Source organism: Verrucosispora sp. FIM060022 (assembly GCF_003977705.1).
In the GTDB taxonomy this organism is placed as follows: domain Bacteria; phylum Actinomycetota; class Actinomycetes; order Mycobacteriales; family Micromonosporaceae; genus Micromonospora; species Micromonospora gifhornensis.
Genome location: NZ_RQIV01000001.1, coordinates 689,402 through 715,078, shown reverse-complemented (window position 1 = coordinate 715,078; position 25,677 = coordinate 689,402). Strand labels below are relative to the sequence as shown.

The following is a 25,677-nucleotide window of genomic DNA, read 5'->3' as shown; positions in this document are numbered from 1 at the left end:
GACACTCACGGACCTCGACGCCCCGCGACCGCCGGCCGGTTGTTCCCGGGCGACGCCGTGACCGGTGCCGGCCGGGTGCCGGCCAGACCCGGGGTGAGCAGCGCCGTCGTGGTCAGGGAGAGCCCGGCCAGCAGCGCCACCGCCCAGTGCGTCGCCATCAGGTCGGCCAGCAGCCCGGCCAGGGCCGCGCAGACCGCCTGCCCGGTCATCATGCCGTTGTGGTGCAGGCCGAGCACCTGGCCACGCGCCTCGGCGGGCGCGCGGGCGATCAGCCGCTCCTGCAACGGCAACGAGGCCGCGAACCCCACCGAGGCGACCAGGGCGAGAAGCATCGCCAGCGGCAGCCCCGGGCCGACCAGGAACACCAGGTACGGCACCGGAAGCAGCAGTCGCAGCGGCAGCACCCAGCGGTCCCGCGCGGCCGGCGAGAGGAACCGCCCGACCAGCACGTCACCGGTGAGCATGCCGAGCGCACCGGCGGCGAAGAGGAACCCGGCCCGCTCCCCCGCGTACGGCAGGAACAACGCCTCGCAGCCGACCACCAGACCGCTGGGCAGCCACAGGTTGAGGTAGAGCGACCGGCATCCCGGCTCCCGCCACAACTGCCGGTTGACCCGCAGGGTGCGGCGGGTCGACGCGGTCGCCGCCGAGCGGGCTGCCCGCTCCCGCAGCCCGAACCGGGTCACCGCGAGCGCCACCGCCCGCAGCACCACGGCCACCCCGAAGACCTGGTACGGATTCAGCCACACCAACAGCAGCCCGCCGGCCCCGAACCCGGCGATCTGCATGACGCCGACGCTCACGTTCATCGCCGAGCGGCCCAGCACGTACCCGCCGGCCGGCAGGATGTCGTTGATCAGCGCCCACCGGGCACCGCCGGTGATCGACCCGACGTACGCGACGATCAGGATGACCGCGAACCGTGCCCACAACGGCAGACCGGGAACCACCTGGAGCGCAGCGCCCACGAGTGCGACAAGTGCGGCGAGGCTCAACGCCCGACGTGGCGGCAGGCTGTCCGCCGCCGAGAGCAGGGTCAGGCTGCCGAGCACACCCGCCAGCGGCGCACCGAACATGCTCAACGCGGTGAGCAGGGCGGAGCCGGTCGTGGCGTAGGTCAGCGAGCCCAGCGCCAGCGCCGAGGTGGTGTGGGCGGCGATACCGGCGCAGTTGGCCAGGAAGAGATTGCGGAATTCGGCAACGGTGAACAGTTCCGAGTACGTCCTCACCGGATCGATCCTCGTGGCCGCGCAGACGTACGGCGTAGAGTTACGGCTGGAGGCGAAACATGTCGATCTGGCGGGTGCCGGTGGACCTGCTGGCGCGCAGCCGGTTCGCCGTGTCGCCGATGACCGACACCGTCGCCGCGCTACGGGCCCTGCACAGCCCACGTCGCCCCTGGCAGCACGCCTGGCGACGTCCGCACCTCGGGGCGTACCAGCAGATGTTGGCGCGGCGTCCGACGCTGCGGGCGTTGCTGGCGGCGGCCTTCCAACCACGGTGGACGGCGGATTTCCTCACCCTCGCGCCCGCGACGGCCGCGCCCAGCTTCGCCGAGGAGTTGGCGGTCGTCGCCGGGCGCGGCGACGCGCAGGTGCGCGACGACCTACGGGTGTGCCGGCCGGGCCCGTTGCCCGACACGCTGTGCGCCGACGGGCTGACCGAGCAGGTGGTGTTCCTGCTGGACTGGGTCTGGACGCACACGGTGCAACCGGAGTGGCCGGACCGCAGGCGGCGACTGCTGGCCGACATCGTGGCCCGCACCGCGCGGCTGAGCGCCGAGGGCTGGGCGGGCGCCGTCGCCGGTTTCGACCCCGAGATGCGGTGGTTGGGCGACGGCTGGCTCCGGGTCAACGACTACCCGGCGGCGCCGCTGCCGCTGGACCGGGCCGAACAGCTGGTGTTCGTGCCGGCCCACTGCGCGCGTGGCTGGGTGCTGTGGGACCAGCCGACCCGCTTCGGCATGGTCTATCCCGCCAGCGGCATCCTCGCCGACACCGCCCCACCGGTGCCGGACGGACTGGACCGGCTGATCGGGGCGAACCGGGCGGCCATCCTCGTCCGGCTGGCCACCCCGCTGAGCACCTCGCAGTTGGCCTCGGTCACCGGACTGTCCCTGGGTTCGGTCGGCGACCACCTGCGGGTGCTGCTCGACTCCGGTCTGGTGACCAAGCGCCGCTCCGGCCGGGAGGTGCTCTACTGGCGGACCCCGCGCGGGACGATCCTCTGTGGACCGGCGACCGGCGAATGACCCCGCTCAGCCGGTGGTCTCGGGTCGGTCCGCCGAGGCCCGGGTGGCGGCCTGGGTCAGCAGCCACGGCAGGCTGGCCGTCCTGGTCCGGGCGGCACCGAGCAGGGTCACCAGCAGCGTACGGTCACCGAGACGCAGGACGGCCCGCTCGCCGAGCAGGTACGCCCCGTCGCCCACCCCGGGCACTTCCTGACCTCGGCTGTTGAGCCGCCAGATCCACTGTGCCGCCGTACCGGAGACCGCCTGGATGGTCAGCACCGGCTGGCCGTCGCCGGCCGCCCGGAACTGCACCCCGGTGAACGGGCCGGGCAGGTCGACCGCCTCGGGGGCGTGCACCGCCAGGCCCAGCGCCTGGCCGATCTCCTCCGGGGTGATCAGGTACGCGGGCGATTCGGGACCGGCCGACATCTCGCTGGGGTGAGTGACCGGTTCGGTCAGGTTCCGGGACCGACCGTGGCCCACCACCGCGAACGCGACCACCCGTCGGGACCAGGGGCGCACCCGGATGGTCACGGTGTCCCCGTCGTGGCAGTCCCCGGCCCACTGACTCGGCAGCCCCCAGGCGGTGGTCCGATCGCCGCTGCCGTCGTCCACCGCCAGGTGGTACAGCCAGGGCCGGGACGGCATGTTCTTCCCGTGGGCGGTCGACTTCCACACCTGCACCCAGAGCACCTCGCCGGTGATGGTGCGTTCGGTGAACGGGTCCACCACCGCGCGTACCACCGTGTAGACGGCCCGGGTCAGCATCAGCCCCGCCACCACGACCAGGCTGAAAATGACCATGGAGAAGGCCCGGGCGCCCGGATAGTCGCTGGTCGGGGTGGGATCGGCCACCGGGCCGAAGAGTTTCAGCATAAAGACCGCCGGCCCGCCGATGATCACCGCTCGGAGCAGCAGTCCCGGCAGGGTGCGACCGTGGTGGGACCGGTGGGGGTAGCGGACCCGGACCCGATGCCAGGTGCCCCCGTACGACGACCAGACCAGCTTCCGATCGCCCATGCCCAGGTCAAGGAGCGCGCTGGTCAGGTGGGTGGTGCCGAGGGCCGCGCCGTAGCCGAGGTACCGGTCCCAGATCGCCACCGAGGCCGGGGGCAGTTCGGCGAACTGCTCGTGCCCCCGCAGCCAGTCCCGCACCCCCAGCCACCGCGCCGCCACCTCGGCGCCCCGGGGGGTGTCCCGCTCGCCCGGCGTCGCTGCGGCGAGGGTGGACAGCACGGCGAAGGTGAAGAACCCGGCGGCCAGTCCCCGGGTGTCCCCCGCCGGGTGCGACAGTCCGTAGTGGGTGACGGCGAGCCAGACGAACACCGCCGCGACCAGGGCGGCGGCGGACAGCAGCGCGGTCACCCTCGGGCCGAAGCGTCGCCGGGACAACCCGGCCTCCCGCGCGTGGTCGACCACCTCCGCGCGGAACCGCCTGTTCCACGCCCTGGCCTGGCCCTGGTCGCGGAAGGTCAGGGCGGTCAGCGGCAGCGCCCCACCGGCGGCCAGACCCCGCACCCGGTCGAGCACCCGGCGCTCGTACGGACGCAGCCCGGACTCGTCCGGCGGCGAGGCGGGCAGGTGCAGGGTGGTCTGCATCGGGTCGTCGCCCGGCTGGCGCAGCTCGACGAAGCCGCGGGCCGCGAGGTCGAGCAGGGTCGCCTCGGCCGCGTCCTCGGTGACCGTCCACCGGTTGGCCAGCATGTTGACCAGGGCCGGTGGTTCGTCGCCGAGTTCCATGGTGGCCGGTGCCGGTGTCGGGTTGGCCGGTCGGGTGGCGAACCGGATGGCACCGTACACCGCGAACCATCCGGCCAGCGCCACCGCGCTCACCGCGAGATCGACGAACAACCCGGCCCCCCTCGTGCGCGGTCGCCGTCAGTACCGGACCTGGGCGGCGGCGCGTTCCGCGCCGTCGGCCTGGAAGAATTCCGTCGGCCGGAACCCGCCGAGGTTCGCGACCAGGTTGGTGGGAATGGACTGGACTGTCGTGTTGAAGGTCAGCACCGCGCTGTTGTAGAACTGCCGGGCGTAGGCGATCTTGTCTTCGGTGCGGGCCAGTTCGCCCTGTAGGGACGCGAAGTTCTGGTTGGCCTTCAGCTCCGGGTACGCCTCGGCGACGGCGAACAGTCGCCCGAGGGCCTGAGTGAGGGTGTTCTCCGCCTCCGCCCGGTGGACCACCGCAGGGGCACCGGCCACGGCGATCGCGCCGCTGCGGGCGGCGATCACCCCGGTCAGGGCCGCGTTCTCGTGCGCCGCGTAGCCCCGGACGGTCTCCACCAGGTTGGGGATCAGGTCGTAGCGGCGTTTGAGCTGAACGTCGATCTGAGCCCAGGAGGCCTGCACCTGGTTGCGCTGACGGACCAACCGGTTGTACGCGACCAGCACCCAACCGAGCACGAGCACCGCCAGCAGGCAGAACACGCCGCCGGCGATGCTCATCAGGATTCCTGTGCCCATCCCCTACCCCCCGGAAGCACTGGCCCGAGCATGAGCAGCCTAGTCACGGGGCGCAATCAGGCGAACGGCTGTCCGGGTGGCCGTGGCGGACGGCGACTCATCGCGGTCCGGGGTTTCGGGCCCGTCCCCGAATGTGCGGGGCGGCGGGTCCCACCGGGCCGGTCTCGGGGAACCGGAACCGGCGCAGGTCCTCGACGACGAAGCCGGCGGCGGTGATCGCCGTGGCGGTGTCGCGGCCGGTGTGGCATCCGCCCAGCAGCAGCGGCCAGACGGTCGCGTCCACCAGCCGCTGGAGGCGACGCAGCCCGGTGCCCGGTGGCGCGGCGACATGTTCGAGGAAGCGCAGCTGCGCGCCGGGACGCAGCACCCGGCGCAGTTCGCCGAGGGCGGCGGCCTGGTCGGGCACCGTACAGAGGACCAGGGCCAGGACCCCGGCGTCGAACTCGCCGTCCGCGCCGGGCAGGGCCTCGGCTAGGCCGTCGACGACGGTGACCGGGATCGGGGCGCTGCGCGCCGCCGTGACCGCCGCAGCTCGCAGCCGGGGTTCCGGCTCGACGGCGACAACCTCGGTCACCTCGGGCGGATAGTGCGGGAACATGCGCCCGTTGCCGGCACCCACCTCGATCACCCGGCCGGACAGGCCGACCGTCAGGGCCCGGCGGTACTCGGCGATCCCGGCCCGGTCCAGCTGGGCGCTGAACCGCTCGTAGAGCCGGGCGAAGATCGGATGGGACACCCCTGCCACGACCACTCCCCTGTGCTGCCGCGCGCTCGCCCGGATCGGCGTCGTCTGTCGACAGCATCCCCCGCTCGCGCCAGCGGGGTCGAGGCCGGCACCGGCGGGTGTATCGGGAGCGCAGCGGGGTAACAAGCGCCCCACCGTCGCTCGCGGGCGCCGCACAGCAGGTCAGGGGGTCGGGATGAGCCGCGTGCGGAACCTGCGCGTACGCCCGGACCTGCTCTACGTGGCCAGCGGCTGGAGCACCCTGGTCACGGACGTGCGCGGGCGCATCACCGGTGTCGGCGCGCAGGGCTTCTTCGCCCGCAACACCCGGGTGCTCAGCACCGAACGGATCACCGTCGACGGTCGGGAACCGGTGCCGTTCAGCACGGCCACCGTGCAGGGGCACGCCCAGTTGTCCTACGCCGAACTCGGTGACGGTGAGGTGCTGCCGTCACGGGCGGCGTACCTGGCCGTCGAGCGGTTCGTGGCGGCGGGCCTGCGTACCCGGCTGACCCTGTTCAGCTACGCCGAGCGGCGCCTGGACCTGCGGCTGCGGATTCGTCTCGACGCCGACTTCGCCGACACCAGCGAGGCCGAGAGCGGTCGCCGCATCCAGTCCGGCGCGGTCGAGGCCCGGTGGGATCCCGCCGGGCAGGAGTTGCTGCTGACCTACCGGTGTGACGGGTTGGACCGGGCGGTGGCGATCCGGGTCCAGGCGTCGGGCCCGATCCGGTACGTCGACGGCGGGTTCGACATCGACGTGATGCTGTCGCCGGGCGGAGTCGACCTGATCGACCTGGCCGTCGAGCCGATCTTCGATGGTCAGCGACTCGGCGCGCCCGCGCCGAGCTTCGCCGAGCCGGGCGACACCGCCGGCTCGGCACGCCGCCGACTCACCGCCGAACTGGCCCGGCTGACCAGCACCAACTTCGACGTCACCGCGGCGTGGCGGTGCGCCCGCGAGGACCTGGCCGGGCTGCCGCTCGGCGAACCGGACGGCCCCACCGCGCCGATCGCCGGACTCCCCATCTACCAGGAGATCTTCGGCCGGGACACGATGACGGCGTCCTGGCAGGCCATGCTCGCCGGGCCGACGATGCTCGCGGACAGCCTCCGGCTCAACGCCCGGCACTTCGGTCGACGCGTCGACGACTGGCGCGACGAGGAGCCCGGCAAGCCGCTGCACGAGGCGCGCCAGGGACCGCTGTCCGAACTCAACGTCAATCCGTTCACCCACTACCACGGCGACTGGTCGACCGCGCCGGACTTCCTGATCTTCCTCGGCCAGTACTACGCCTGGACCGGGGATCTCGACACGGTACGGGAGCTGCTGCCGACCGCCGACCGCGCCCTGGACTGGATCGACCGGTACGGCGACCGCGACGGTGACGGTTTCCTGGAGTACCACCGGCGGTCCCGGGGCGGCCTGAAGAACCAGGGGTGGAAGGACTCGGACACCGCCATCGTCGACGAGCACGGCCAGGTGGTGCCGAACCCGATCGCCACCAGCGAGGTGCAGGCGTACTGGTATGCCGCGCTGCGGCACGCGGCCGGGACGTACGCGGTGGCCGGTCATCCCGTCGTCGCCGCCCGCCTGGCCCGCCGGGCGGCCGCCCTGCGCCGCCGCTTCCACCGCGTCTTCTGGCTGCCCGATCGGGGCTGTTACGCGATGGCGCTGGGACCGGACAAACGGCCGGTACGGTCGGTCAACTCCAACGACGGGCACCTACTGGCCACCGGGATCGTGCCGCCGCGGATCGCGCCCCTGGTCGCGGACCGACTGCTCGCGCCGGACATGTTCAGCGGGTGGGGGGTGCGGACGCTGTCCGCGGCGCATCCGGCGTACAACCCGTTCAGCTATCACCGGGGCAGCGTCTGGCCGGTCGAGGCGGGCACCATCGGTCTCGGGCTGGCCCGGTACGGCTGCTGGGAGCACCTGCACCGGCTCGCCGAGGGCATGTTCGCGGCGTCCGCCCTGTTCGCCGAGCACCGCCTGCCGGAGGTGCTCAGTGGGCTGCCCCGCGACGACGCCCATCCCCACCCCGGCGTCTATCCGAGCGCCTGCTCGCCGCAGGCGTGGTCGGCCAGTTCGGTCATCGCGTTGATCCAGGCCCTGCTGGCGCTGCGTCCCGCCGCGCCGTTGCGGACCGTCTTCGTCGACCCGCACCTGCCCGCCTGGCTACCCGACCTGGTGCTGGAGGGGGTACGCGTCGGCGGGTACACGGTCGACCTGACCGTCCGCCGTCGACGGGGCGGCCGCACCTCGATCCGCGCCCGAGGCGACCGGATCGCCGTGGTCCGCCGCCCCACCCGCCAGGCGATCGCCGCCCGCCGGCAGCACCGCTGAGGCGCTCGGCATGTCCCGGCACCCTGCCGACACGGTCGCAACGGGCAATGCCAGCATGTCGGCATGGATATCTACGAGGACGAGCGCACCGTGTCGCGGGCGGATCTGGCGGCCTGGCTGCGGCAGGTGGCCAACCAGCTGGAGACCGGGCAGATCTTCTACGGCGCCGCCGGCACCCTCGCCGTGGCCGACCAGGTGAACTGCGAGCTGGAGATCGAGCAGGAGGGCAAGGACGAGTACTCGGTCGAGATCGAGTTCTCCTGGACCAACCCGAAGGCCGCCCCCGCTGCGGAGCCGGTCGCCGAGAAGGCTGCCGAGGCCGACAGCGCGGACGAGGAGCCGACGACCGCCGCCGAGTAGCCCGCAAGGTAAGGAAGGGCCCCTTGTTAACGCCTGGCGTAGTACAGGGGCCCCCTCTTAACACGTACTGCGGCGGACGTCAGCGCAGTCGGTGTCGGCGGCCGAACCAGTCGCGGGAGGCCCGGGTGTTCAGCGCCCAGAGCACCCAGGCCAGCAGGGCGACCCCGACGCAGGTGATGGCGCCGAACAGGCCCAGCGAGGCCGCGGCCAGCAGACCCGCCAGGGCGTACGCCGGAAAGGGCGCCCAGGTCCGGCGGGTGGCCAGGGCGGTGGTCACCAGCAGGCAGGCGGCCGTCATCGCGGCGAAGAAGACCGCCGCGCCCAGCGAGCCGCCCTCGGTGAGCAGGCGATGGACCGTGGCCAGGGCGAACAGCAGCGACAGCAGCCCGAAGACGAGCACAGTGATGCGTACCGGGGTGGGCATGACGGGGTACCGGAGCACGTCCGGGTAGCCACGCGCGCTCATACAGACAACGATGGGCGTCGACCCCTTACCGCCGGGTGGCACTGTCGGCAAGGCGACAGCCCGGGTGCGCTCTAAGCTTCCGGTCATGGCCAGGTATTTCGACGTGCACCCGGACAATCCGCAGCCGCGCATCATCGGGCAGGTCGTCGACCTCCTGCGCCGCGACGGGCTGATCGCCTACCCGACGGACTCCTGCTTCGCCCTCGGCAGCCAACTCGGCAACAAGGACGGCATGGACCGCATCCGGGAGATCCGTCACCTGGACAGCGGCCACCACTTCACCCTGGTCTGCCGGGACTTCGCCCAGCTCGGCCAGTTCGTGCAGCTGGACAACGCGGTCTTCCGCGCGGTGAAGGCGGCCACCCCGGGCCAGTACACCTTCATTCTCCCGGCCACCAAGGAGGTGCCGCGCCGACTGCTGCACCCCCGTAAGCGCACCGTCGGCGTACGCATCCCCGACCACCCCGTCACCCGGGCACTCCTCGACGAGCTGGGCGAGCCCCTGCTGTCGAGCACGCTGCTGCTGCCCGACGACGACGAGCCGCTGACCCAGGGTTGGGAGATCAAGGAACGCCTCGACCACGCCGTCGACGCGGTGGTCGACGCGGGTGACTGCGGCACCGAGCCGACCACGGTGGTCGACTTCTCCGAGGGCGAGCCGGAGATCGTCCGGGTCGGCGCGGGCGACCCGGAACGGTTCGCCTGACCGTGGCGCGGCGAGGGTACCTGATGATCTTCGCCCCCGATCAGCGGCCCCCGGTTCCATCGAGCGGGCCCCCGTCCCGAGACGGCAGGTGGAACCGCAGCTGGCGCAGGGTTGCTATCGTCGCCGCCACACAGTTGATCTCGGTAAGTGGAGGGGCACGATGGGGCTCATGGACCGCCTTCGGGGCGAGTTCGTAGACATCATCGAATGGCTGGACGACAGCCGGGACACGATCGTCTGGCGGTTCCCCCGTTTCCAGAACGAGATCAAGATGGGTGCCAAACTCGTCGTCCGGGAGTCCCAGACGGCGGTGTTCGTCAACGAGGGCCAGGTCGCCGACGTCTACCTGCCGGGCACCCACACCCTCGAAACCCGCAACATGCCGATCCTGTCCACCCTCAAGGGCTGGAAGTACGGCTTCAACTCGCCGTTCAAGGCCGAGGTGTACTTCGTCAACACCCGCCAGTTCACCGAGATGAAGTGGGGCACCCAGAACCCGGTGATCCTGCGCGACCCCGAGTTCGGGGTGGTCCGGGTGCGGGCCTTCGGCGCGTACGCGGCCCGGGTGGTGGACGCCCAGCGGCTGCTCAAGGAGCTGGTCGGCACCGACCCGCAGTTCCGCACCGAGGAGGTGCAGGAGTACCTGCGCCAGCTCATCGTGGGCCGGCTCGGCGGCGCACTGGCCCGGGCCGGGGTGCCGCTGCTGGACCTGGCCGCCCACCAGGACGCGATCGGCCGGCAGCTGGCCGGCGCGCTGACCGAGGAACTCGCCGAGGTCGGCATCGCGATCCCGAAGTTCGTCATCGAGAACGTCTCCGTGCCGCCGGAGGTGGAGCGGGCGCTGGACAAGCGCACCGAGATGGGTGCGGTCGGCGACCTGGACCGGTTCACCCGCTACCAGGCGGCCACCGCGCTGGAGGCGGCGGCGAACAACCCGGGTGGCGAGGCGGGCGCCGGCGTCGGCATGGGCATGGGCATGGCGTTGGGTCAGCAGATGGCCCGGGCCATGTCCGGCGAGAGCAGTGCGCCGCCGGCCGCCGCACCGTACGCCGCACCGACGGCCGCCGCGCCGGGCGGCGCCGAGCCGCCGCCGCTGCCGGGCCAGGCGCAGTGGTTCGTCGGTGTCGGTGGCGAGCGCCAGGGCCCGTTCGACATCGGTGCGCTGGCTGCGCGGGCCGGTGCCGGCGGGTTCGGCCCGGACACGCTGGTCTGGCGGGCCGGCATGGCGCAGTGGCAGCCGGCCGGACAGGTGCCCGAACTGGCGTCCGTGCTGGCCAGCGTCCCGCCGCCGCTGCCGCCGCTGTGATCATCGGGATCGGGAGGGTACACCGATGAGTGAAACCGCTGTCTCGCCCCCGTCGTACGGCTGCGGGGGTTGCGGCGCCCGGGTGGAGCACGCGCCCGGCACGACCGCCCTGCAGTGCCCCTACTGCGGGCACCAGCAGCAGATCGCCGCCGCCACCCGGGAGGTGCGCGAGCACTCCTTCGACGGGCTGGCCACCCTGGCCCGCAAGCCGGCTGCCGCCGTGGGCGCGTACGTCTACCGGTGTCCGGGCTGTGGTGCCTCGACCGAGAGCGCGGCACTGGCCGAGCGGTGCCAGTTCTGCGCCACCCCGCTGGTGCCGCAGCAGGCGGCCGACGAGCTGATCGCCCCGGAGGCGGTGCTGCCGTTCGCGGTGGACCGCAACGGGGTGCGCACCGCGCTGAGCACCTGGTGCCGCAGCCGCTGGTTCGCCCCGAGCAGCCTGAAGAAGGTCAGCGAGGCGGAGACGCTCAAGGGCACCTACCTGCCGCACTGGACGTTCGACGCGCGGACCGTCTCCGACTACCGCGGCAAGCGCGGCGAGCACTACTACGTCACCGAGACGTACACGGTGACGGTGGACGGCAAGACGGAGACCCGCACCCGGCAGGTCCGGCACACCCGGTGGCACTCGGCCAGCGGCACGGTACGCCGGGACTTCGACGACGTGCTGGTGCCCGCCACCACGCACCTGCCGACGAACAAGCTCGACGAGTTGGCCCCGTGGCCGCTCAACGAGGCGGTCCCGTACGAGCAGGACTACCTGGCCGGGTACCACGCGTTGCGCTACGACACCGAGCCGGAGGCCGGCCTGGTGGAGGCGAAGGCCCGGATGGCGCCGGTGATCGAGCGGGACTGCCGCTCGGACATCGGCGGCGACGAGCAGCAGGTCGACGCGGTGGACACCAGCTACTCGGACGTGACCTACAAGCTGCTCCTGCTGCCGGTGTGGATCGCCGCGTACCTGCACGCCGGGCGGTCGTACCAGGTGCTGGTGAACGCCCGTACCGGTGAGGTCATCGGCGAGCGGCCGTACAGCAAGGCCAAGATCGCTGCCGCGGTGCTGGCCGCGCTGGCGGTGATCGCGCTTGTCGTGTTCTTCATGTCGCGATAGGTCAACCGACGGAGTGGGTCGAGCGGGCGCGGGCCCGCAACCGCCGGAGCATCCGGGCGTCGGTGAACCCGACCGCCCGGGCCGCGGCCTCCACGGCGACGCCGTGACCGATGAGGTGCTCGGCCCGCTCGACCCGCAGCAACTGCTGGTACCGCAGCGGGGTCAGGCCGGTGGACGCGTCGAACAGCCGGGTCAGGGTGCGCTCGCTCACCCGGGCCACACCGGCCAACTCCACCAGCGGCAATGCTTCGGTGAACCGTTCGTCGATCACGTCCTGGACGCGGTGCACCACGTCGCTGAGGTGCGAGCGGTAGCGCAGCATCGCGCTGTCCTGCCGCTCGTGTCCGTTGCGCCGGGCGTACACGACCATCTCCCGGGCGATCCGGGCGGCCAACGCCGGCCCGTGCCGGACGGCCATCAGGTGCAGCGCGAGGTCGATGCCGCTGGCGATGCCGGCCGAGGTGGCCACCCGGTCGTCGACGACGTACAGCCGGTCGTTGAGCACGGTGGCCGCCGGATACCGGCGGGCCAACTCGTCCTGGAGTTCGTGGTGGGTGGTGCACCGGCGACCGGCCAGCAGCCCGGCGCGACCCAGCAGGTAGGCGCCACCGCAGACGCTGACCACCGTGCCGCCCGCCGCGTGGTGCGCGACGAGCCGGCGCAGCGTGGCGGGCTGCGCCGGCTCGGCACGGGAGGCGGGTGACCGCCAGCCGGAGACGACGACCAGGTCGGACGGGTCCAGATCGGGCCAGTCGACATCGGCGCGCACCGGCAGCCCCTGTGCGGTCACCACCTCACTGCTCTCCGCGACGAAGGACTGCCGGTAGTCGAGCCCGGAGTCCGCCGCCGCGGAGAAGACCTGCGCCGGACCGGCCAGATCCAGCAGGTGCAGCTGCGGAAGCAGCAGGAAGACGACCCGGCCCACGAACACCTCAGCGGTCGGCGCCGACCGGGGTGGTCACCTCGTCGACGGTACGGATGGTGGCGAACCGGCCCGACAGCGCGTACGCGGTGCGCTCGATGATCTCGTCGGTGTTGAGGGTACGCGGATCGGCGAGGATCTCGGCGATCGTCCGGCCCGCGGGGGCGTCCGGGTGCTCGATGGGCATGGTGGCGGTCGCGTCGACGACGAAGGTGACCTCGTAGCCGAGGTCGGCGGCGAGCCGGGCGGTGGTCTCGCAGCACTGCTCGGTACGGATGCCGCAGACGGTGACCTCCCGGACGCCGTGGACGGTGAGCAACTGCTGGAGTCGGGTCGTGGTGAAGGCGTTGTGCACGTACTTGGTCAGGACCGGCTCGCCCTCGGCGGGCTGCAACCCGTCGATCAGTCGGACGAAGCCGCGCGCCGGGTCGAACACGTCACCGCTGTCCGGCTCGGAGTGCAACACCCAGACGACCAGGTCACCCCGGCTGCGGGCAGCCTCGACCAGCCGGTTGACCTGACCGACGATGTCCGGTTGCGAGCAGGCCGTCCAGTTGGCGCGCTGGCGGAAGGACTCCTGTACGTCGATCACGACGAGTGCTGCGGTCATGCGTTCATCCTGACCGTCCCCGGTCGGGGCGCACCAGCCACGATCGCGCACCGCTGCGGAACGATCCGGTCAGCGCAGCAGGTGCCGGACGAGTTCGGTGCGTTTGCGTACGCCGAGTTTGCGGTAGGCGTTGCGCAGGTGGAACTCGACCGTCTTGATCGACACCGACAGCCGCGCGGCGACCTCCTGGTTGCTGAGTCCCTCGGCGACGGCGGCGGCGACCCGGCGCTCGGTGGCGGTCAGCGCGGCCTCGGCCGGTGCCGACGATCCGGTGGCCGACGCCGGTACCTGGCCGGACCGGCCGCCCGGTGGCGCGCCGGTGGCAACGGCCCGTTCGGCCACCGAGGCGAGGTCGACGGCGACGCGGGCGAGCAGGCCGGCCGCACCGGTCGCCGCGTACTCGCTGCTGGCCAGTTCCAGCAACCGGATCGCGTCGGCACGTCGTCCACAGTGGGCATGCCACCCACCGAGCAACCAGGCCAGCCGGGCGCGCGACAGCCGTTCCACGGGCCGGTTGAGCCCGACGAGGGAGCGTTCGAGCCAGGCCATCGTCGCCGGGTTCCGAGGGTCGACGATCCACGCCCGCCATGCCGGCAGCGCCGGCGCGCCGGGCCAGTCCAGTGGCGGATCCTCGATGGCGGCGACAACCGCCTGCGCGGCGGCGGCATCACCACGCAGCGCGTGGTACGTGGCCAACTCGCAGCGGTGCTCGAAGACCAGACCCGAGTTGGCCCCGACGGCCGAGCCGACGAGCCGGCCCACCACTCCCACCCAGGCGTCGACGTCGCCGCTGGCCAGGTGCAGCGCGGCGGCGCACTCGGCGATGTGCGACCCCACCCAGGCGGAGCCGGACCGGGCGGCCAGCACCCGCGCCTCGGCGAGCCGACGCCGGGCCAGCACCAGGTCGCCGCAGAGCGCCTCGCACTTGGCCAGCCAGGAGGTGATCTCGGCCTCCAGGTCGAGGCGGCCGGCAGCGACGGCGTACCCGTGCGCCCGGCGCAGCGTGGCCCGGCCGCGCAACAGGTCACCGGACCACGCCTCGCCCATGCCGAGCATGGTGGTCAACCGCGTCCGGCGAGCCGGGTCGATCCGGTCGTCGATCAGCCACGGCTCGACCACCTGTGCGAAGAGCGGTCTGATCCGGTCGGGACGCTGGGCGCTCAACGTCGCGATCATGGCGCACTCGACGTACAGCGGGTCGTGGTGCAGCCCGGCGGCGGTGAACAGGCGCAGTGCCTCGTCGGGGTGGGCCGGGCCAGGCGGGGTGGCGGGCCCGCGCCGGGCGAGTCGGCGGCCGAGGCGGGCGCCGACCGCGGCGGCGATGGCGTGGTGGAGGAACTCGATCTCGCGCTGCCGGGCGACCACCTCGCGGCTACGCGCCCCGGCCTGCGGCGTCGCCGGCTGGGCTCGCGGGCCGGCCTGCGGGGTCGCGGCCTGGGCGCGCAGGACCGCCAGTCGCCGCACCATCGGGGGCAGGCCGGCCGGGTCGGCGGTACGGGACACCGCGAGGAACGCCTCCGCGACCAGACGGGCGGCGGCCACCGGGTCACCAGCACGGTCGGCCGCGGCCAGCAGCCGGTCGGCCTCCTCCTGGTGCTCCTGTTCCTGGAGACCGTGGGATTGCTGATCGATGTCCACGTCCGTCCTTCGTCGGGCGGGTGTAGCAGGCACACCCTAGCTAGGGTTTCGCCCGGGCCGACGGTGGTTCGACTGGTTACCGACTCAACGGTCTGCGCCGCGTCGGGCGGGTGTGACCGTACGGCTCATGACAGTCCGTAACCGAATGCGAGTGGCGATGATCGTCACTCCCCTGTTCGCCATGTCCATGGCACTTGTCGCCATCAGCACCCCCGCCGCCGCCGACAAGCCGTCGGAGCGGCCCCGCCTGTCGTACGCCCGGCTCTGCGACCCGACCGGCTGCTACCTGTCCTGGCGGGTCGTCGACAGCGACGCCGACGGTGTCAGCGACGCCGACGAGGTGGCCGCCGGCACCGATCCGCACGACCCGCACAGCACGCCGAGCCTCCAGGTGGTCGTCGAGGTGGCCTCGGTCAACAAGCTGCCGTCCTTCTCGTACGGTCGCGGCAGCTTCATCGCGTTCCCCGAGGAGATCCTGAAGCTCAAGGAGACGACCACCAACCTGCCGACCCTCGGTGTCTTCGCGCTGCCGGTCCGCAAGGACGCCTACACCCGGCTGGGCATCGACCTCAAGCGGTTCGACGAGTTGAAGCTGTCGGTGCAGCGCGACGGGGTCGCGATCGGCCGCGGCAGGATCTCGCAGTCCGTCGGTGACCCGCTGCGCGGCAGCCTGCTGACACCGTTCGACTCGCACTTCGTCGAGTACCAGCCCGGTGTGACGGGGCAGAGTCCCGTCGCGCACGGCGGCATCGTGAAGACCGAGAAGGGCGGCTGGTTCGACGACTTCGACTACCAGCTGCACTACGCCGACGGATCGCGCAGCGTCGTGGACCTGGTGCCGGGTGGTTCGGTGCAGGAGTACTTCAACGCCGACGGCTCACGCGGCGACACCGTCCTGCACCAGTACGAGGAGCGTGGCGAAGACGGTGGCGTCTACATCGAGGAGCACACCTGGGTCTGGGACGTGCACGGACGTCTGGTCAGCGAGACCACGTCGAAGTCCCACTCGAAGGACGGGAAGCTGGACAGCTGGCTGGAGACGATCTACCACGTCTACGACGAGGACGGCAAGGAGCTCGGCACCATCCATATGGAGTCGGTCATCTTCACCGACTCGACGCACAGCACCGGCAGCCAGACCATCACCACCTGCGACGCGAGCGGCAGCTGCGACGACGGCATCAACATGTACTACGACTCCGACGACAACGACTCCGGCGGTGGCCACGACGATGGGGGTGACCACGGCGACGACGGCGGTGACGGCACGGAGAACGACCACGGCTACGTCAACCCGGACTACACGAGCGATGTCGTGTCGATCCTCACCGGCAGCGACGGGTTCACCCGGATCGTCGGCACGAACATCACGCCGGTACGCAACTGGACGCCGACGTACGCCGACGGCACCATCCCGGAGAACAAGCTGACCGGCATCATCTACGTCGACGACACCGCCAACGCGTACAACTCGGTCTTCTCCGAGCCGCGCATCACCGGGGCCCAGCCGGAGCACGTGCCCGGCCTGCCGCAGCCGTGGTTGGACGGGCCACCGCCGAACGGCGGCGGCTGCAACGGGCTCTGCTGACCCGAGCCTTCTCCGACGCCGCCCGTCCGGTCAGTGACCGGACGGGCGCTGGCCTGTCGGGGCGTTGCTATGGGTGGCCACGCTCAGGCAGCCCTCGGCTGAACGTGTGGCGCTCAGGTTTCCTGCTCCGCCACGAAGACGCCAAGCCCCTGGCCACTCTCCCGACGCGACGCGTGCTCGGATGTCGGCAATGATCCGCCGGTAGTGCGGTTCGAACTTCCGTGGTGTGGGCATGCAAGGTCACCGCGAACACCGAGGCCGAACGGATCCGGCAGGCGTTGCGGCAGTGGCAGTCCCGGCACAACGGCTGCCGCCGCCCGGCAGATCACCCGCAGGGCGGGCGGTGATGGGCGCACCACGCTGGATCATCCACCTCCCGACCACGCTGACCAGCCTGGACGAGGCTGTCGACCTGGCGGTCGCGTTACGTGACTCGCTCGGCCACGTCACTGTCGTCGACTTCGGTGAGACCACCCTCAGTGAAGAGGACAAGCAGTTCCTGCGTACCCGAGTGTGGTGTGACGCCCGGGGCGACGGACCCGGCCGCTGCCAACGCCGCGATCAGCACGACGGACCCTGCGCCACCACGGCGCAGTAGCGTCCGAACAACCCCGGCTGTGGCCACGTCAGCACGATCCGGCCGCTCAGCCGGACGGGCGACAAGTTAGCCTGGCCTAACTTCAGAAGTGAGGCCAGGATGACGAAGACCCCTGCGGCGGTGCCGACCGGCCGGCTGATCGGTGGGATGTTCCGGCGGCAGCGCCGCGACACGGCGTTGTGCGCCGGTTTCTGGTCGCTGCACCAGGTCTGTGAGGCGCTCGTCCCGGTGGCCATCGGTCTGGTCATCGACCAGGCCGTGGGGACGGGGTCGACAACGGCGATGGTCTGGTCGGTGGTGGGGATCTTCGCGCTGTTCCTGGCGCTCACCATGGGCTGGCGGTTCGGGTTCTGGTTCCTGTCCAAGGCGGTGGTGCGGGAGTCGCACGACCTGCGCATGCAGGTGGTCCGGCGGGTGCTCACCGGGCGGGGCATCCGGACCAGCCGGCAGAACGGCGAGCTGCTGTCGATCGCCACCTCCGACACCCAGGCCGCCGCCGAACTGCTGGAGCTGGGCAGCCGGATGATCTCCGCGTTCCTCGGCCTGACGGTGGCGACGGTGGTGCTGCTGCGCATCGACTGGTCGCTCGGGCTCGGGCTGGTGGTGGGTGTGCCGCTGCTGGTGCTCGGGCTCCACGCGCTCGGGCCGGTGGTGGAACGGCACACCTCCGCACAGCAGCAGGCCATCGGCCGGGCCGCGGCGACCGCTTCCGACCTGCTGCGCGGGCTTCGGCCGCTGCGCGGCTTCGGTGGCGTCGACGAGGCGGCCCGCCGCTACCGCGCGGCCAGCCGTACCTCGCTGCGGGCCAACGTCGGCGCGGTGCGGGCCGGCGCGACATTCGTCGGTGTGTCGACGTTCACCACCGGCCTGCTGGTCACGGTGGTCGCCGCGCTCGCCGGCTGGTTCGCCCTCCAGGGGCGGATCACCGTCGGTGAGCTCATCACCATCGTCGGACTGGCGACCTTCATCAGCGACCCGGTGCTCAACCTGGCCGACTGCGTCTTCCGGCTGGCGACCGCCCGGGCCAGCGCGGCCCGGGTGGCCGAGGTGCTCGCCGCACCCGAACAGGCCGGGTCCGGTGACACGGTGGCGCGGCCCGGCCCGCTCGTCCTCGACGAGGTGCACGCCCCCGGACTGGACGGCGTCAGCCTCACCGTGCGTCCCGGGGAGCTGCTCGGTGTGGTCACCGAGCAGACCCGTACCGCCGACGCCATCACCGACCTGCTGGCCGGGGCGCGGCCACCCGAGCGGGGCGAGGTGACGCTGGCCGGTACGCCGGTGGCCGACCTCGACGTCGCCACGCTGCGCCGGGTCGTCCTGGTCGAACCGCACGCGGTGGACCTGTTCGGCAGCACGTTGCGCGAGGTGCTGCAGACCGGCGACGAGCACGACGACGACGCGCTGCGCCGGGGCATGGCCGCCGCCAGCGTGGACGTGCTCACCGACGGCGACGCCGGGCTGGACCGGGAGTTGCTCGACCGTGGGCTGGACCTCTCCGGCGGTCAGCGGCAGCGCATCGCCCTGGCCCGGGCGCTGCTCGCCGACCGGCCGGTCACCGTGCTGCGCGATCCGACCACGGCGGTCGACGCGGTCACCGAACACACCATCGCCGACGGGGTACGCGCCTACCGTGCCGACGGTGAGCGGGCCACCGTCCTGGTCACCACAAGCGCCCCGCTGCTCGACCGCTGCGACCGGGTCGTCTTCGTGCACGCCGGTCGGGTGGCGGCCGTCGGACGGCACCGGGACCTGCTCGCCCGGTCCGCGTACGCCGAGGTGGTGCTGCGATGAGCGGCCTGACGTCGACGATGCTGCCCGTCGCCACCGGCCGGGCCGCCCTGGCCACCTTCTGGCGGGCGCTGCGCCGCCACCCGATGTTCGGCTGGGCCTCGATCGCGGCCTCGCTGGCGGCCAGCGCCGCCGCGGTCGTCGTACCGTTGCTGCTCGGTCGGCTCGTCGACCTGGTGGTGGCCGGCGGTACCACCCGGTCGCTGCTGCTGACCTCGGCCTGGATCCTCGGCGTGGGTTTCGTCGGCGCGGTGCTGACCGGTGCCGCCCGCTGGCTGGTCACCGAGTGGGGCATGCGGGCCTGCGCCGACCTGCGGGAGGAGGTCCTCGACCACGCGCTGCGGATGGACTCGGCCCGGCTGGAGAGCGCGGGCTCGGGGGATGTCGCCTCCCGGGTCACCGACGACGTGGAGCAGGTCACCGACTCGATCCAGTTGGCGGCCGGCGTCTTCACCGCACTTGTCACCGTCGTGGTCACGTTCGTCGGCTTCACCGCCCTGGACTGGCGCATCGCCGTCGCGTTCCTGGTCGTCTTCCCGGTGTACGCGCTGAGCCTGCGCCGGTTCGTGCCGGCGGCCAAGCGTCTCTACGCCGCCGAACGGCAGGCCGCCGCGGTACGCACCCAACGCCTGCTGACCACCTTCGGCGGGGTCCGGACGGTGCACGCGTACGGCATGGAACAGCGGCAGAGCCAGCGGGTCGAGCAGGCCTCCCAGGAGGCGGCCGACGCCCGACTGCGGGCGGTACGCGGGTTCCTCTGGTTCGCGAACATGATGAACTACGCCGAGGCGATCGGCCTGACCGCCGTCCTGCTGACCGGGTTCCTGCTGGTGCGCGCCGGGGACAGCAGTGTCGGTGACGTGACCGCCGCCGCGCTGTTGTTCCACCGCCTCTTCGGCCCGCTCGGCATGCTGCTGATCTCGTTCAACGACATCCAGTCGGCCGGCGCGGCGCTGGCCCGGCTGGTCGGTGTCACCGAGGTCGACGTGCCGGCGCAGCGGACCGCCGAGACGCCGACCCGAGGGCCCGCCGGGGTCACCGCCAAGTCGGTGTCGCACCGGTACGCCGCCGGCCCGACGGTCGTGCACGACGTGTCGATCGAGATCGCCGACGGTGAGTCGCTGGCGATCGTGGGTGAGAGCGGTGCCGGCAAGACCACCTTCGCGGCCATTCTCGGCGGGGTGTTCCCGGCCACCGAGGGCGCGGTGTGGCTGGGTGGCCGGTTGATCGACGACCTGGGCCCGGACGAGTTGCGTCGCACCGTCGGTGTTGTGACCCAGGAGGTGCACGTCTTCGCCGGCACGCTCGCCGACGACCTGCGGCTGGCCGCCCCGCACGCCACCGACGAGCAGTTGCACGCCGCGTTGCGGCTGGTCGGCGCGCACGGCTGGGTCGCCGCGCTGCCGGATGGGCTGGCCACCCCCGTCGGTGACGGCGAGCATCCGCTCACCCCTGGTCAGGCCCAGCAGTTGGCGCTGGCCCGGATCGTCCTGCTCGACCCGCCGATCGTGGTGCTGGACGAGGCGAGCGCGGAGGCCGGCAGCGCCGGTGCCCAGCAGCTCGAACTGGCCAGCCAGGCGCTGATCCGGGGTCGTACCGCCATCGTGGTGGCGCACCGGCTCACCCAGGCGCACGCCTGTGACCGGGTGGCGGTGATGTCCGGCGGTCGGATCGTCGAACTCGGTCGCCCCGACGACCTGGTCGCCGCCGGTGGCCGGTACGCCGAACTCTGGGCGGCCTGGCGGCGCTGACCTGACGACGGACCTGGCGGTGCCGGCAAGCACCGCCAGGTCCGGGTAGCTCAGCGGGTCAGCAGGTGCTCAGCATCGAGGCCAGGGCCGACTTCTCCGCGCTGTCGACGGAGAGCGCGTAGTACCACTTCACCTGGATCCAGGCGCGGGCGTAGGTGCAGTGGAACGCGGCGCGCGGCGGCTTCCAGGCGGCCGGGTCCTTGTCGCCCTTGGACTGGTTCACCGTGCTGGTGACCGCCCACAGCTCAGGGCCACCGAGGTCGTTGGCGTAGGTCTGCCGTCGGGAGGTGGTCCACGACCAGGCGCCGGAGCGCCAGGCCTCGGCGAGCGGGACCACGTGGTCGATGTCGATCTGCGTCGGGCTGGTCCGGGTCAGGCCGTCGTACGGGCTGTACCAGGAACCGGAGGTCGGATAGCAGCTCGCGTCGACTGTGACGTTGGTGCCGTCACGCTTGAGGACCTGCTCGCGGGTGTTGCAGGTGCCGGTGACCGTGCTCCAGTGCGGGAACAGGTCCCGGTTGTAGCTGGACTGGTGGGATTCGGCGGCCACGGTGAGGGAGTTGAGCCGGCTCAACGCCGTGGCGTACGAGGGGATGTTGGGCGGGGTGGCGTGGGCCGGCCGGGGGACCAGCACCAGGGACAGGGCGAGGGCGACCACCAGGGTGACGGCGGCCTTTCGGACGTGAGCCATGTGGCGACTCCTGACTGTCGCCTGCCACGGCGGGTGGGGGTGGCCCGCTGACGGGCGTGACCGGCGACAGTCGGATTCTCGCAAAGATCGTGATCAATGAATACGCCGGCGAACGAAACGATCGTTAAATCCGGATGAAGAGCGGCCTATCCCTGGCGGATGGCCTCGCCGGCGATCTCGATGCGCACGGTGCGACCGACCAGTACGCCGCCGCTGTCCAGGGCCACGTTCCAGACCAGGCCGTAGTCCTCGCGGTTGAGTTCCGCCGTGGCGCTGAACCCGAAGATGTCCTGCCCGTACGGGTCGCGTCGGGCACCGCCGAACTCGACCTGGCAGTCCACCGGACGGGTGATGCCCTTGACTGTCAACTCACCGGAGAGCACGAACCGGGCGGTCACCGGCCGCGTCGGCGGCGCGGGCTCCTCCACCACCGCCCGGCGACCGAGCCGGTGGTTCTTCAGCTTGGCCCAGAAGAAGATCGGATCGGTCTTGTCCAGGGCGGTGATGCCGGTGCTGCGGTACTCCAGGGTCGGGAACTGCTCCACGTCGAGGAAGTCGGCGCTGCGCAGGTGGGTGTCCCGGTCGACGTTCGCGGTGTCGATGCTGGCGGACTGGATGGTCGCCACGATCGTCGACTCCAGCGGGTCCTCGGCGACGGTGATGCGGGCGGTCGCCTGGCGGAACTCGCCACGCACCGGGCTGACCATCATGTGCTTGGCGACGAAACCGATCCGCTTGTGCCCGGCGTCAAGCTCGTAACTGCCGGGTGCGGGGATGGACATGCCGTTCCAGATGCGCGTGGAGCCGGTCATCGCTCGCCACTTCCTCCCCCGCCTTGACTCAAGGCCCAGACCGGCACCGGACGGCCGGACGATCATCGACGCCAAGCATAGGGAGGTCAGAGGGGGTTTCCCTGCCTCGACCAGTGGTGATCGTGAGGACAATCACCAGGCCAGACGCATCGGAGACGGCGGGCGGCGGGTCACGCCCGCAGAGAACCGTTTCGGCGGCGGCTGCGTCCTAACCTTGCGTGATGGATTCAGACGACGCAGCGTTACTGCGCCGCGTCGGTACGGGCGACCGCCCCGCGTTCGACGTGCTCTACGCGCGACACGCACCGTGGTTGGCGCTGCGGCTGCGCCGCCGGTGCCGCGACCCGGAGTTGGCCCAGGAGTTGCTCCAGGAGACGTTCCTGACCGTGTGGCGGGCGGCGGCCGGCTACCGGGAGGACGGCGCGGTGACCGGCTGGCTCTGGGCGGTGGCGTCACGCCGGCTGATCGACGCCCACAGGCGCATCGCGGCCCGTCCGTCCACGGTCGGGTCGGTGGCGCCGGAGGCGGTGCCGGTCTGGTCGCCGTCGGCCGAGGACGAGGCGTTGGCCGGGTCCTACGACGCGGCCCTGGAACGGGCGCTGCACCGGCTGTCGCCGGAACTGCGGGCGGTGTTGCAGGCCACCGTGCTCGACGGGTTGACCGTACGGGAGACGGCGACGCTGCTGGGCGTACCGGAGGGAACGGTCAAGACCCGGGCGATGCGGGCCCGCCGGGAGTTGCGGGAGGCGCTGTCGTGACGGCTTTTCACCTGGACGCTCGAACGCTGGCGGCGTACGTCGACGATGCTCTGGACGACGTCGACGCCTGGTCGGTGGAGACGCACCTCGACCGGTGCGCCGCCTGCCGGGCCCACCTTACCCTCGACGATCCGACCCGGCGGCTGGTCGAGGCGGCGGCGGTGGCGGTGGCCGCCCCGCTGCCACCACCGGGCCGGGTACGCCCGGCGACCCGCTGGCGTCGGATCCGGGTCCTGGTGGGTGCCGGCCCGGCCGCCCGGGGTGCGTGGCTGGTGGCGGTGGCGTTGACCGGGCTGGCCGCGCTGGGGCTGGCGGTCAGCCCGGCGATGCTGCCGCCGTGGCTGCTGTTGTTGGCCGCGCCGATGTTGCCGGCGGTCGGCACCGCCCTGTCGTACGGGTCGTGGTCGGATCCGTTGCACGAGATGGTGGCGTCGGCACCACAGGGCGGGCTGCAGATCATCTTGTGGCGCACGCTCGCGGTGCTCGCGGTCACCGCGCCGGTCACGCTCCTCGTCGGCGCGATGACCGGCGTCGGTACGCCGATGGTGTGGCCGCTGGCCGGTCTCGCGCTCACCGCCCTGACGCTGGCGCTCGGCTCGCTGATCGAGCCCGGTCAGGCGGCGGCGGTGGTGGCCGGCGCGTGGGCGGTGATCGTACTGGCCCCGATCGGCGAGTGGGCGGTGCTGGTGCAGGCCGGTCCGGTGTGGCTGGCGGTCACGGCAGCGGCCGTGCTCGTGGTGTGGACCCGCCGGGATCGAGTAGGGAGACGAACCGCGTGAGCGTGACGGTGAGCGTTCGAGGGTTGCGGGTCAGCTACGGCCGACGGACCGCGCTGGACGAGTTGGATCTCGACCTGGGTCCGGGGGTGCACGGCCTGCTCGGCCCGAACGGGGCCGGCAAGACGACGTTGATGCGGGTGCTGGCCACCGTGCGGCGACCCGACCGGGGGCAGGTGCGGCTGCTCGGGCAGCCGCTGTCCGACGCGGCCGGGCTGCGGTCGGCCCGTCGGCAACTGGGTTACCTGCCGCAGTCGTTCGGGTTCTATCCACGGTTCACCGTTCGGGAGTTCGTGGAGTACTTCGCCTGGCTGAAGGAGATGCCACCGGCGCAGATCCCGCTGGCGGTGGACCGGGCGATCGAGCGGGTGGGGCTGCTGGACCGGGCCGACGACCGGATGAAACACCTCTCCGGTGGGATGCTCCGCCGGGCGGGCATCGCCCAGGCGATCGTCAACGATCCTCGGTTGCTGCTGCTGGACGAGCCGACCGCCGGACTGGACCCGGAGCAGCGGGTGGAGTTCCGGGCGCTGCTGCGGGAGCTGGGACTGGACGCCGTCGTGCTGGTCAGCACGCACCTGGTCGAGGACGTCGTGGCGGCCTGCACCCGGGTCAGCCTGATCGACGCGGGACGCCTGGTGTTCAGCGGGCTGCCCGAGGAGCTGATCGCGGCCGGCGGTGCCGGCGACAGCGGTGACTCCCCGATCGAACGCGGTTACGCCGCCGTGTTGCGGGGCGCGCGGGCGGCTGCCCGGTGAGGCGCGTCCTGCGCACCGAGTTGCGTCGGGGCACGGCACCGTCGGCCGCCGCGGTCATGTGCGGTGCGGGCGTGTGGATGCTGGCCGTGCATCCGGAGCACTGGGGTGGCCGGTGGGCCGGCCTGGCCAACTACCTGCGGGTGTCGATGCTGATCCTGTGCGCGTTGATGATCGCGGCGGGCGCGTGGCAGGCCGGTCGGGAGCGGCGGCGCGGCATCGACGAGATGGTCAGCTCCACCCCGCGTCCCGGCTGGCAGCCGGTCCTGGTGGCGTGGCTGGCGGTGACGCTGGCTGGCACCACCGGCGTGCTGGTGGCCTTCGCCGGGGCGGCGGTGCTGGTCGCCCCGGCCGCGACGTACGCCGGGGGTGGCTGGTGGTGGACGTTGCTCGTCGGGGTGCTCGCGTTGGGCGCGGCCACCGCCGGTGGCATGGCCGTCGGCCGGCTGGTGCGGTTGCGCCTGGCCGCACCGGTCGCCGGGTTGGCCGCGTACCTGGTGCTGGCGATCCTGACGTACGCCGACACGAAGGCCACGGTATGGCTCTCCCCCGTGCACGTCGGTCCGGCCGCGTACCAGGTCGTGCCCGCCCGGGTGGTGGCGTGGCAGGCGGGGTGGCTGCTGGCGTTGACCGTCGCGCTGCTCGCGCTCGCCGCCCGCCGCTGGTATGCCGCCGCGCTGGCCGGGGCGCTCGCGGTCGGTGTCGCGGTGCCGATCGTCACCGGCCCCGGCCCGTACCGTCTGCCCGCCGATCCGGACGCGGTCGCGCTGGTCTGCACGGACACCGGCGCGCCGGTGTGCGTGGCCCGGATCCACGCCTTCCTGCTCGACGACGTGGCGCCGATCGTGCAGCCGGTCCTGGCCCGGGTCGCGGGCATTCCCGGCGCGCCCGACCGGGCGGTCGACGATGCCGCCCGACCGGTCGACCAGCCGCAGGCGCCGGGCGACGGGACCATCTGGCTCTACCTCGACCAGCAGTCCACCGCCCGGGGCGGCCTGGCCCGGCCCGACTGGCTGAAGACCAACCTGTGGGCGGTGACGAGGCCGAACTGCCCTCCCGGTATGGGTTCCCGCGAGATCCACCAACAGGCCCATCTCACCAGCGGGCTGGCCAGCGCCTGGATGCTCCAGCTACCGCCGAGCCCCGAGCACCCGATCGACTGGCTCTACGCGCTGCCGATGCCGGCGCAGCGGGCCTGGTTCGCCGACTACCTGCGCGCGGCGGCCGGCTGCGATGTGGCGGCGCTGGTCCGGCTCGGGCAGCCCGGGTGAACGGCGGCG

Annotated in this window: 24 protein-coding genes and 1 pseudogene; 15 read left to right on the top strand and 10 right to left on the bottom strand. The window is 72.3% G+C overall.

The features are described from left to right. Nucleotides 1–5 precede the first annotated feature (5 nt). Complete coding sequence (locus EG812_RS03080) at nucleotides 6–1,229, bottom strand: MFS transporter (RefSeq protein WP_126710680.1); 1,224 nt, start codon at nucleotides 1,227–1,229, stop codon at nucleotides 6–8. A gap of 59 nt (nucleotides 1,230–1,288) precedes the next feature. On the opposite strand from EG812_RS03080, the gene EG812_RS03075 reads away from it, so the two are divergent. After that, complete coding sequence (locus EG812_RS03075; protein WP_126710679.1) at nucleotides 1,289–2,251, top strand: ArsR/SmtB family transcription factor; 963 nt, start codon at nucleotides 1,289–1,291, stop codon at nucleotides 2,249–2,251. 6 nt (nucleotides 2,252–2,257) lie between these two features. Here the strand turns inward: EG812_RS03075 and EG812_RS03070 are convergent, their stop codons facing one another. The 3 genes from EG812_RS03070 to EG812_RS03060 form a co-directional block, all read right to left on the bottom strand. Continuing rightward, entirely contained in the window at nucleotides 2,258–4,081 is a 1,824-nt protein-coding gene (locus EG812_RS03070) for a DUF2207 family protein (RefSeq protein ID WP_126710678.1), read from the bottom strand. Nucleotides 4,082–4,108: 27 nt separating this feature from the next. Then, a complete protein-coding gene (locus tag EG812_RS03065; protein ID WP_126710677.1) occupies nucleotides 4,109–4,672 on the bottom strand; it encodes a LemA family protein in 564 nt (187 codons plus the stop codon). Between the two features lie 115 nt (nucleotides 4,673–4,787). Continuing rightward, complete coding sequence (locus EG812_RS03060) at nucleotides 4,788–5,435, bottom strand: class I SAM-dependent methyltransferase (RefSeq protein ID WP_233579354.1); 648 nt, start codon at nucleotides 5,433–5,435, stop codon at nucleotides 4,788–4,790. 175 nt (nucleotides 5,436–5,610) lie between these two features. On the opposite strand from EG812_RS03060, the gene EG812_RS03055 reads away from it, so the two are divergent. Continuing rightward, on the top strand, nucleotides 5,611–7,761 hold the full coding sequence (locus EG812_RS03055; RefSeq protein ID WP_081476160.1) for an amylo-alpha-1,6-glucosidase: 2,151 nt from the start codon (nucleotides 5,611–5,613) through the stop codon (nucleotides 7,759–7,761). Nucleotides 7,762–7,824: 63 nt separating this feature from the next. After that, on the top strand, nucleotides 7,825–8,121 hold the full coding sequence (locus EG812_RS03050; RefSeq protein WP_013734625.1) for an amphi-Trp domain-containing protein: 297 nt from the start codon (nucleotides 7,825–7,827) through the stop codon (nucleotides 8,119–8,121). A 79-nt stretch (nucleotides 8,122–8,200) separates the two neighbouring features. On the opposite strand, the gene EG812_RS03045 is transcribed toward EG812_RS03050, so the two are convergent. Beyond that, nucleotides 8,201–8,587 (bottom strand): hypothetical protein, encoded by a 387-nt coding sequence (locus EG812_RS03045; protein ID WP_013734626.1) that lies wholly within the window; start codon nucleotides 8,585–8,587, stop codon nucleotides 8,201–8,203. Nucleotides 8,588–8,672: 85 nt separating this feature from the next. Between EG812_RS03045 and EG812_RS03040 the strand changes: the two genes are divergently transcribed. From EG812_RS03040 to EG812_RS03030, 3 genes are all read left to right on the top strand, one after another. Continuing rightward, nucleotides 8,673–9,293 carry an L-threonylcarbamoyladenylate synthase gene (locus EG812_RS03040; RefSeq protein ID WP_126710675.1) on the top strand — a complete coding sequence of 207 codons (621 nt, stop codon included), beginning with the start codon at nucleotides 8,673–8,675 and terminating at the stop codon, nucleotides 9,291–9,293. A 169-nt stretch (nucleotides 9,294–9,462) separates the two neighbouring features. Beyond that, nucleotides 9,463–10,599, top strand: coding sequence for an SPFH domain-containing protein (locus tag EG812_RS03035; protein WP_233579353.1), 1,137 nt, complete (start codon nucleotides 9,463–9,465; stop codon nucleotides 10,597–10,599). A gap of 25 nt (nucleotides 10,600–10,624) precedes the next feature. Then, nucleotides 10,625–11,710, top strand: coding sequence for a TFIIB-type zinc ribbon-containing protein (locus EG812_RS03030; RefSeq protein ID WP_126710673.1), 1,086 nt, complete (start codon nucleotides 10,625–10,627; stop codon nucleotides 11,708–11,710). 1 nt (nucleotide 11,711) lies between these two features. Here the strand turns inward: EG812_RS03030 and EG812_RS03025 are convergent, their stop codons facing one another. The 3 genes from EG812_RS03025 to EG812_RS03015 all read right to left on the bottom strand — a co-directional run bounded on the left by EG812_RS03025 (nucleotide 11,712) and on the right by EG812_RS03015 (nucleotide 14,880). Then, on the bottom strand, nucleotides 11,712–12,635 hold the full coding sequence (locus EG812_RS03025) for a GlxA family transcriptional regulator (RefSeq protein WP_126710672.1): 924 nt from the start codon (nucleotides 12,633–12,635) through the stop codon (nucleotides 11,712–11,714). 7 nt (nucleotides 12,636–12,642) lie between these two features. Then, the gene (locus EG812_RS03020) at nucleotides 12,643–13,242 is read right to left on the bottom strand and encodes a cysteine hydrolase family protein (protein WP_199743796.1); all 600 of its coding nucleotides are present in this window, start codon (nucleotides 13,240–13,242) and stop codon (nucleotides 12,643–12,645) included. Nucleotides 13,243–13,311: 69 nt separating this feature from the next. Next, entirely contained in the window at nucleotides 13,312–14,880 is a 1,569-nt protein-coding gene (locus EG812_RS03015) for a helix-turn-helix transcriptional regulator (RefSeq protein ID WP_126710671.1), read from the bottom strand. Nucleotides 14,881–15,007: 127 nt separating this feature from the next. On the opposite strand from EG812_RS03015, the gene EG812_RS03010 reads away from it, so the two are divergent. From EG812_RS03010 to EG812_RS02985, 5 genes and pseudogenes are all read left to right on the top strand, one after another. Next, on the top strand, nucleotides 15,008–16,468 hold the full coding sequence (locus EG812_RS03010; RefSeq protein WP_126710670.1) for a thrombospondin type 3 repeat-containing protein: 1,461 nt from the start codon (nucleotides 15,008–15,010) through the stop codon (nucleotides 16,466–16,468). Between the two features lie 242 nt (nucleotides 16,469–16,710). Beyond that, nucleotides 16,711–16,815: pseudogene (locus tag EG812_RS29885) on the top strand (DivIVA domain-containing protein); the annotation flags it as partial. After that, the gene (locus EG812_RS02995) at nucleotides 16,815–17,066 is read left to right on the top strand and encodes a hypothetical protein (RefSeq protein ID WP_013734636.1); all 252 of its coding nucleotides are present in this window, start codon (nucleotides 16,815–16,817) and stop codon (nucleotides 17,064–17,066) included. The pseudogene EG812_RS29885 and the gene EG812_RS02995, both read left to right, overlap by 1 nt. A 99-nt stretch (nucleotides 17,067–17,165) precedes the next feature. Beyond that, nucleotides 17,166–18,857 (top strand): ABC transporter ATP-binding protein, encoded by a 1,692-nt coding sequence (locus tag EG812_RS02990; RefSeq protein ID WP_126710669.1) that lies wholly within the window; start codon nucleotides 17,166–17,168, stop codon nucleotides 18,855–18,857. Next, nucleotides 18,854–20,605: an ABC transporter ATP-binding protein gene (locus EG812_RS02985; RefSeq protein WP_126710668.1), complete on the top strand. Its 1,752-nt coding sequence runs from the start codon at nucleotides 18,854–18,856 to the stop codon at nucleotides 20,603–20,605. The genes EG812_RS02990 and EG812_RS02985 overlap by 4 nt, the downstream gene beginning before the upstream one ends. A 58-nt stretch (nucleotides 20,606–20,663) precedes the next feature. Here EG812_RS02985 and EG812_RS02980 read toward each other — a convergent pair whose 3' ends face one another. Both EG812_RS02980 and EG812_RS02975 read right to left on the bottom strand, forming a co-directional pair. Next, the gene (locus EG812_RS02980; RefSeq protein WP_126710667.1) at nucleotides 20,664–21,296 is read right to left on the bottom strand and encodes an HNH endonuclease family protein; all 633 of its coding nucleotides are present in this window, start codon (nucleotides 21,294–21,296) and stop codon (nucleotides 20,664–20,666) included. Nucleotides 21,297–21,442: 146 nt separating this feature from the next. Next, nucleotides 21,443–22,108 carry a YceI family protein gene (locus EG812_RS02975; protein WP_126710666.1) on the bottom strand — a complete coding sequence of 222 codons (666 nt, stop codon included), beginning with the start codon at nucleotides 22,106–22,108 and terminating at the stop codon, nucleotides 21,443–21,445. A gap of 218 nt (nucleotides 22,109–22,326) precedes the next feature. Between EG812_RS02975 and EG812_RS02970 the strand changes: the two genes are divergently transcribed. Genes EG812_RS02970 through EG812_RS02955 form a run of 4 tightly spaced genes read left to right on the top strand, consistent with a single transcriptional unit; the run spans nucleotide 22,327 to nucleotide 25,668 of the window. Then, nucleotides 22,327–22,866, top strand: coding sequence for an RNA polymerase sigma factor (locus EG812_RS02970; RefSeq protein WP_126710665.1), 540 nt, complete (start codon nucleotides 22,327–22,329; stop codon nucleotides 22,864–22,866). Further along, nucleotides 22,863–23,645, top strand: coding sequence for a zf-HC2 domain-containing protein (locus EG812_RS29880; RefSeq protein ID WP_126710664.1), 783 nt, complete (start codon nucleotides 22,863–22,865; stop codon nucleotides 23,643–23,645). Before EG812_RS02970 ends, EG812_RS29880 begins: the two co-directional genes overlap by 4 nt. Continuing rightward, complete coding sequence (locus EG812_RS02960; protein ID WP_199743795.1) at nucleotides 23,642–24,400, top strand: ABC transporter ATP-binding protein; 759 nt, start codon at nucleotides 23,642–23,644, stop codon at nucleotides 24,398–24,400. The genes EG812_RS29880 and EG812_RS02960 overlap by 4 nt, the downstream gene beginning before the upstream one ends. Continuing rightward, nucleotides 24,397–25,668, top strand: a complete 1,272-nt coding sequence (locus EG812_RS02955) for an ABC transporter permease (RefSeq protein ID WP_126710663.1) — start codon at nucleotides 24,397–24,399, stop codon at nucleotides 25,666–25,668. Before EG812_RS02960 ends, EG812_RS02955 begins: the two co-directional genes overlap by 4 nt. Nucleotides 25,669–25,677: the final 9 nt, after the last annotated feature.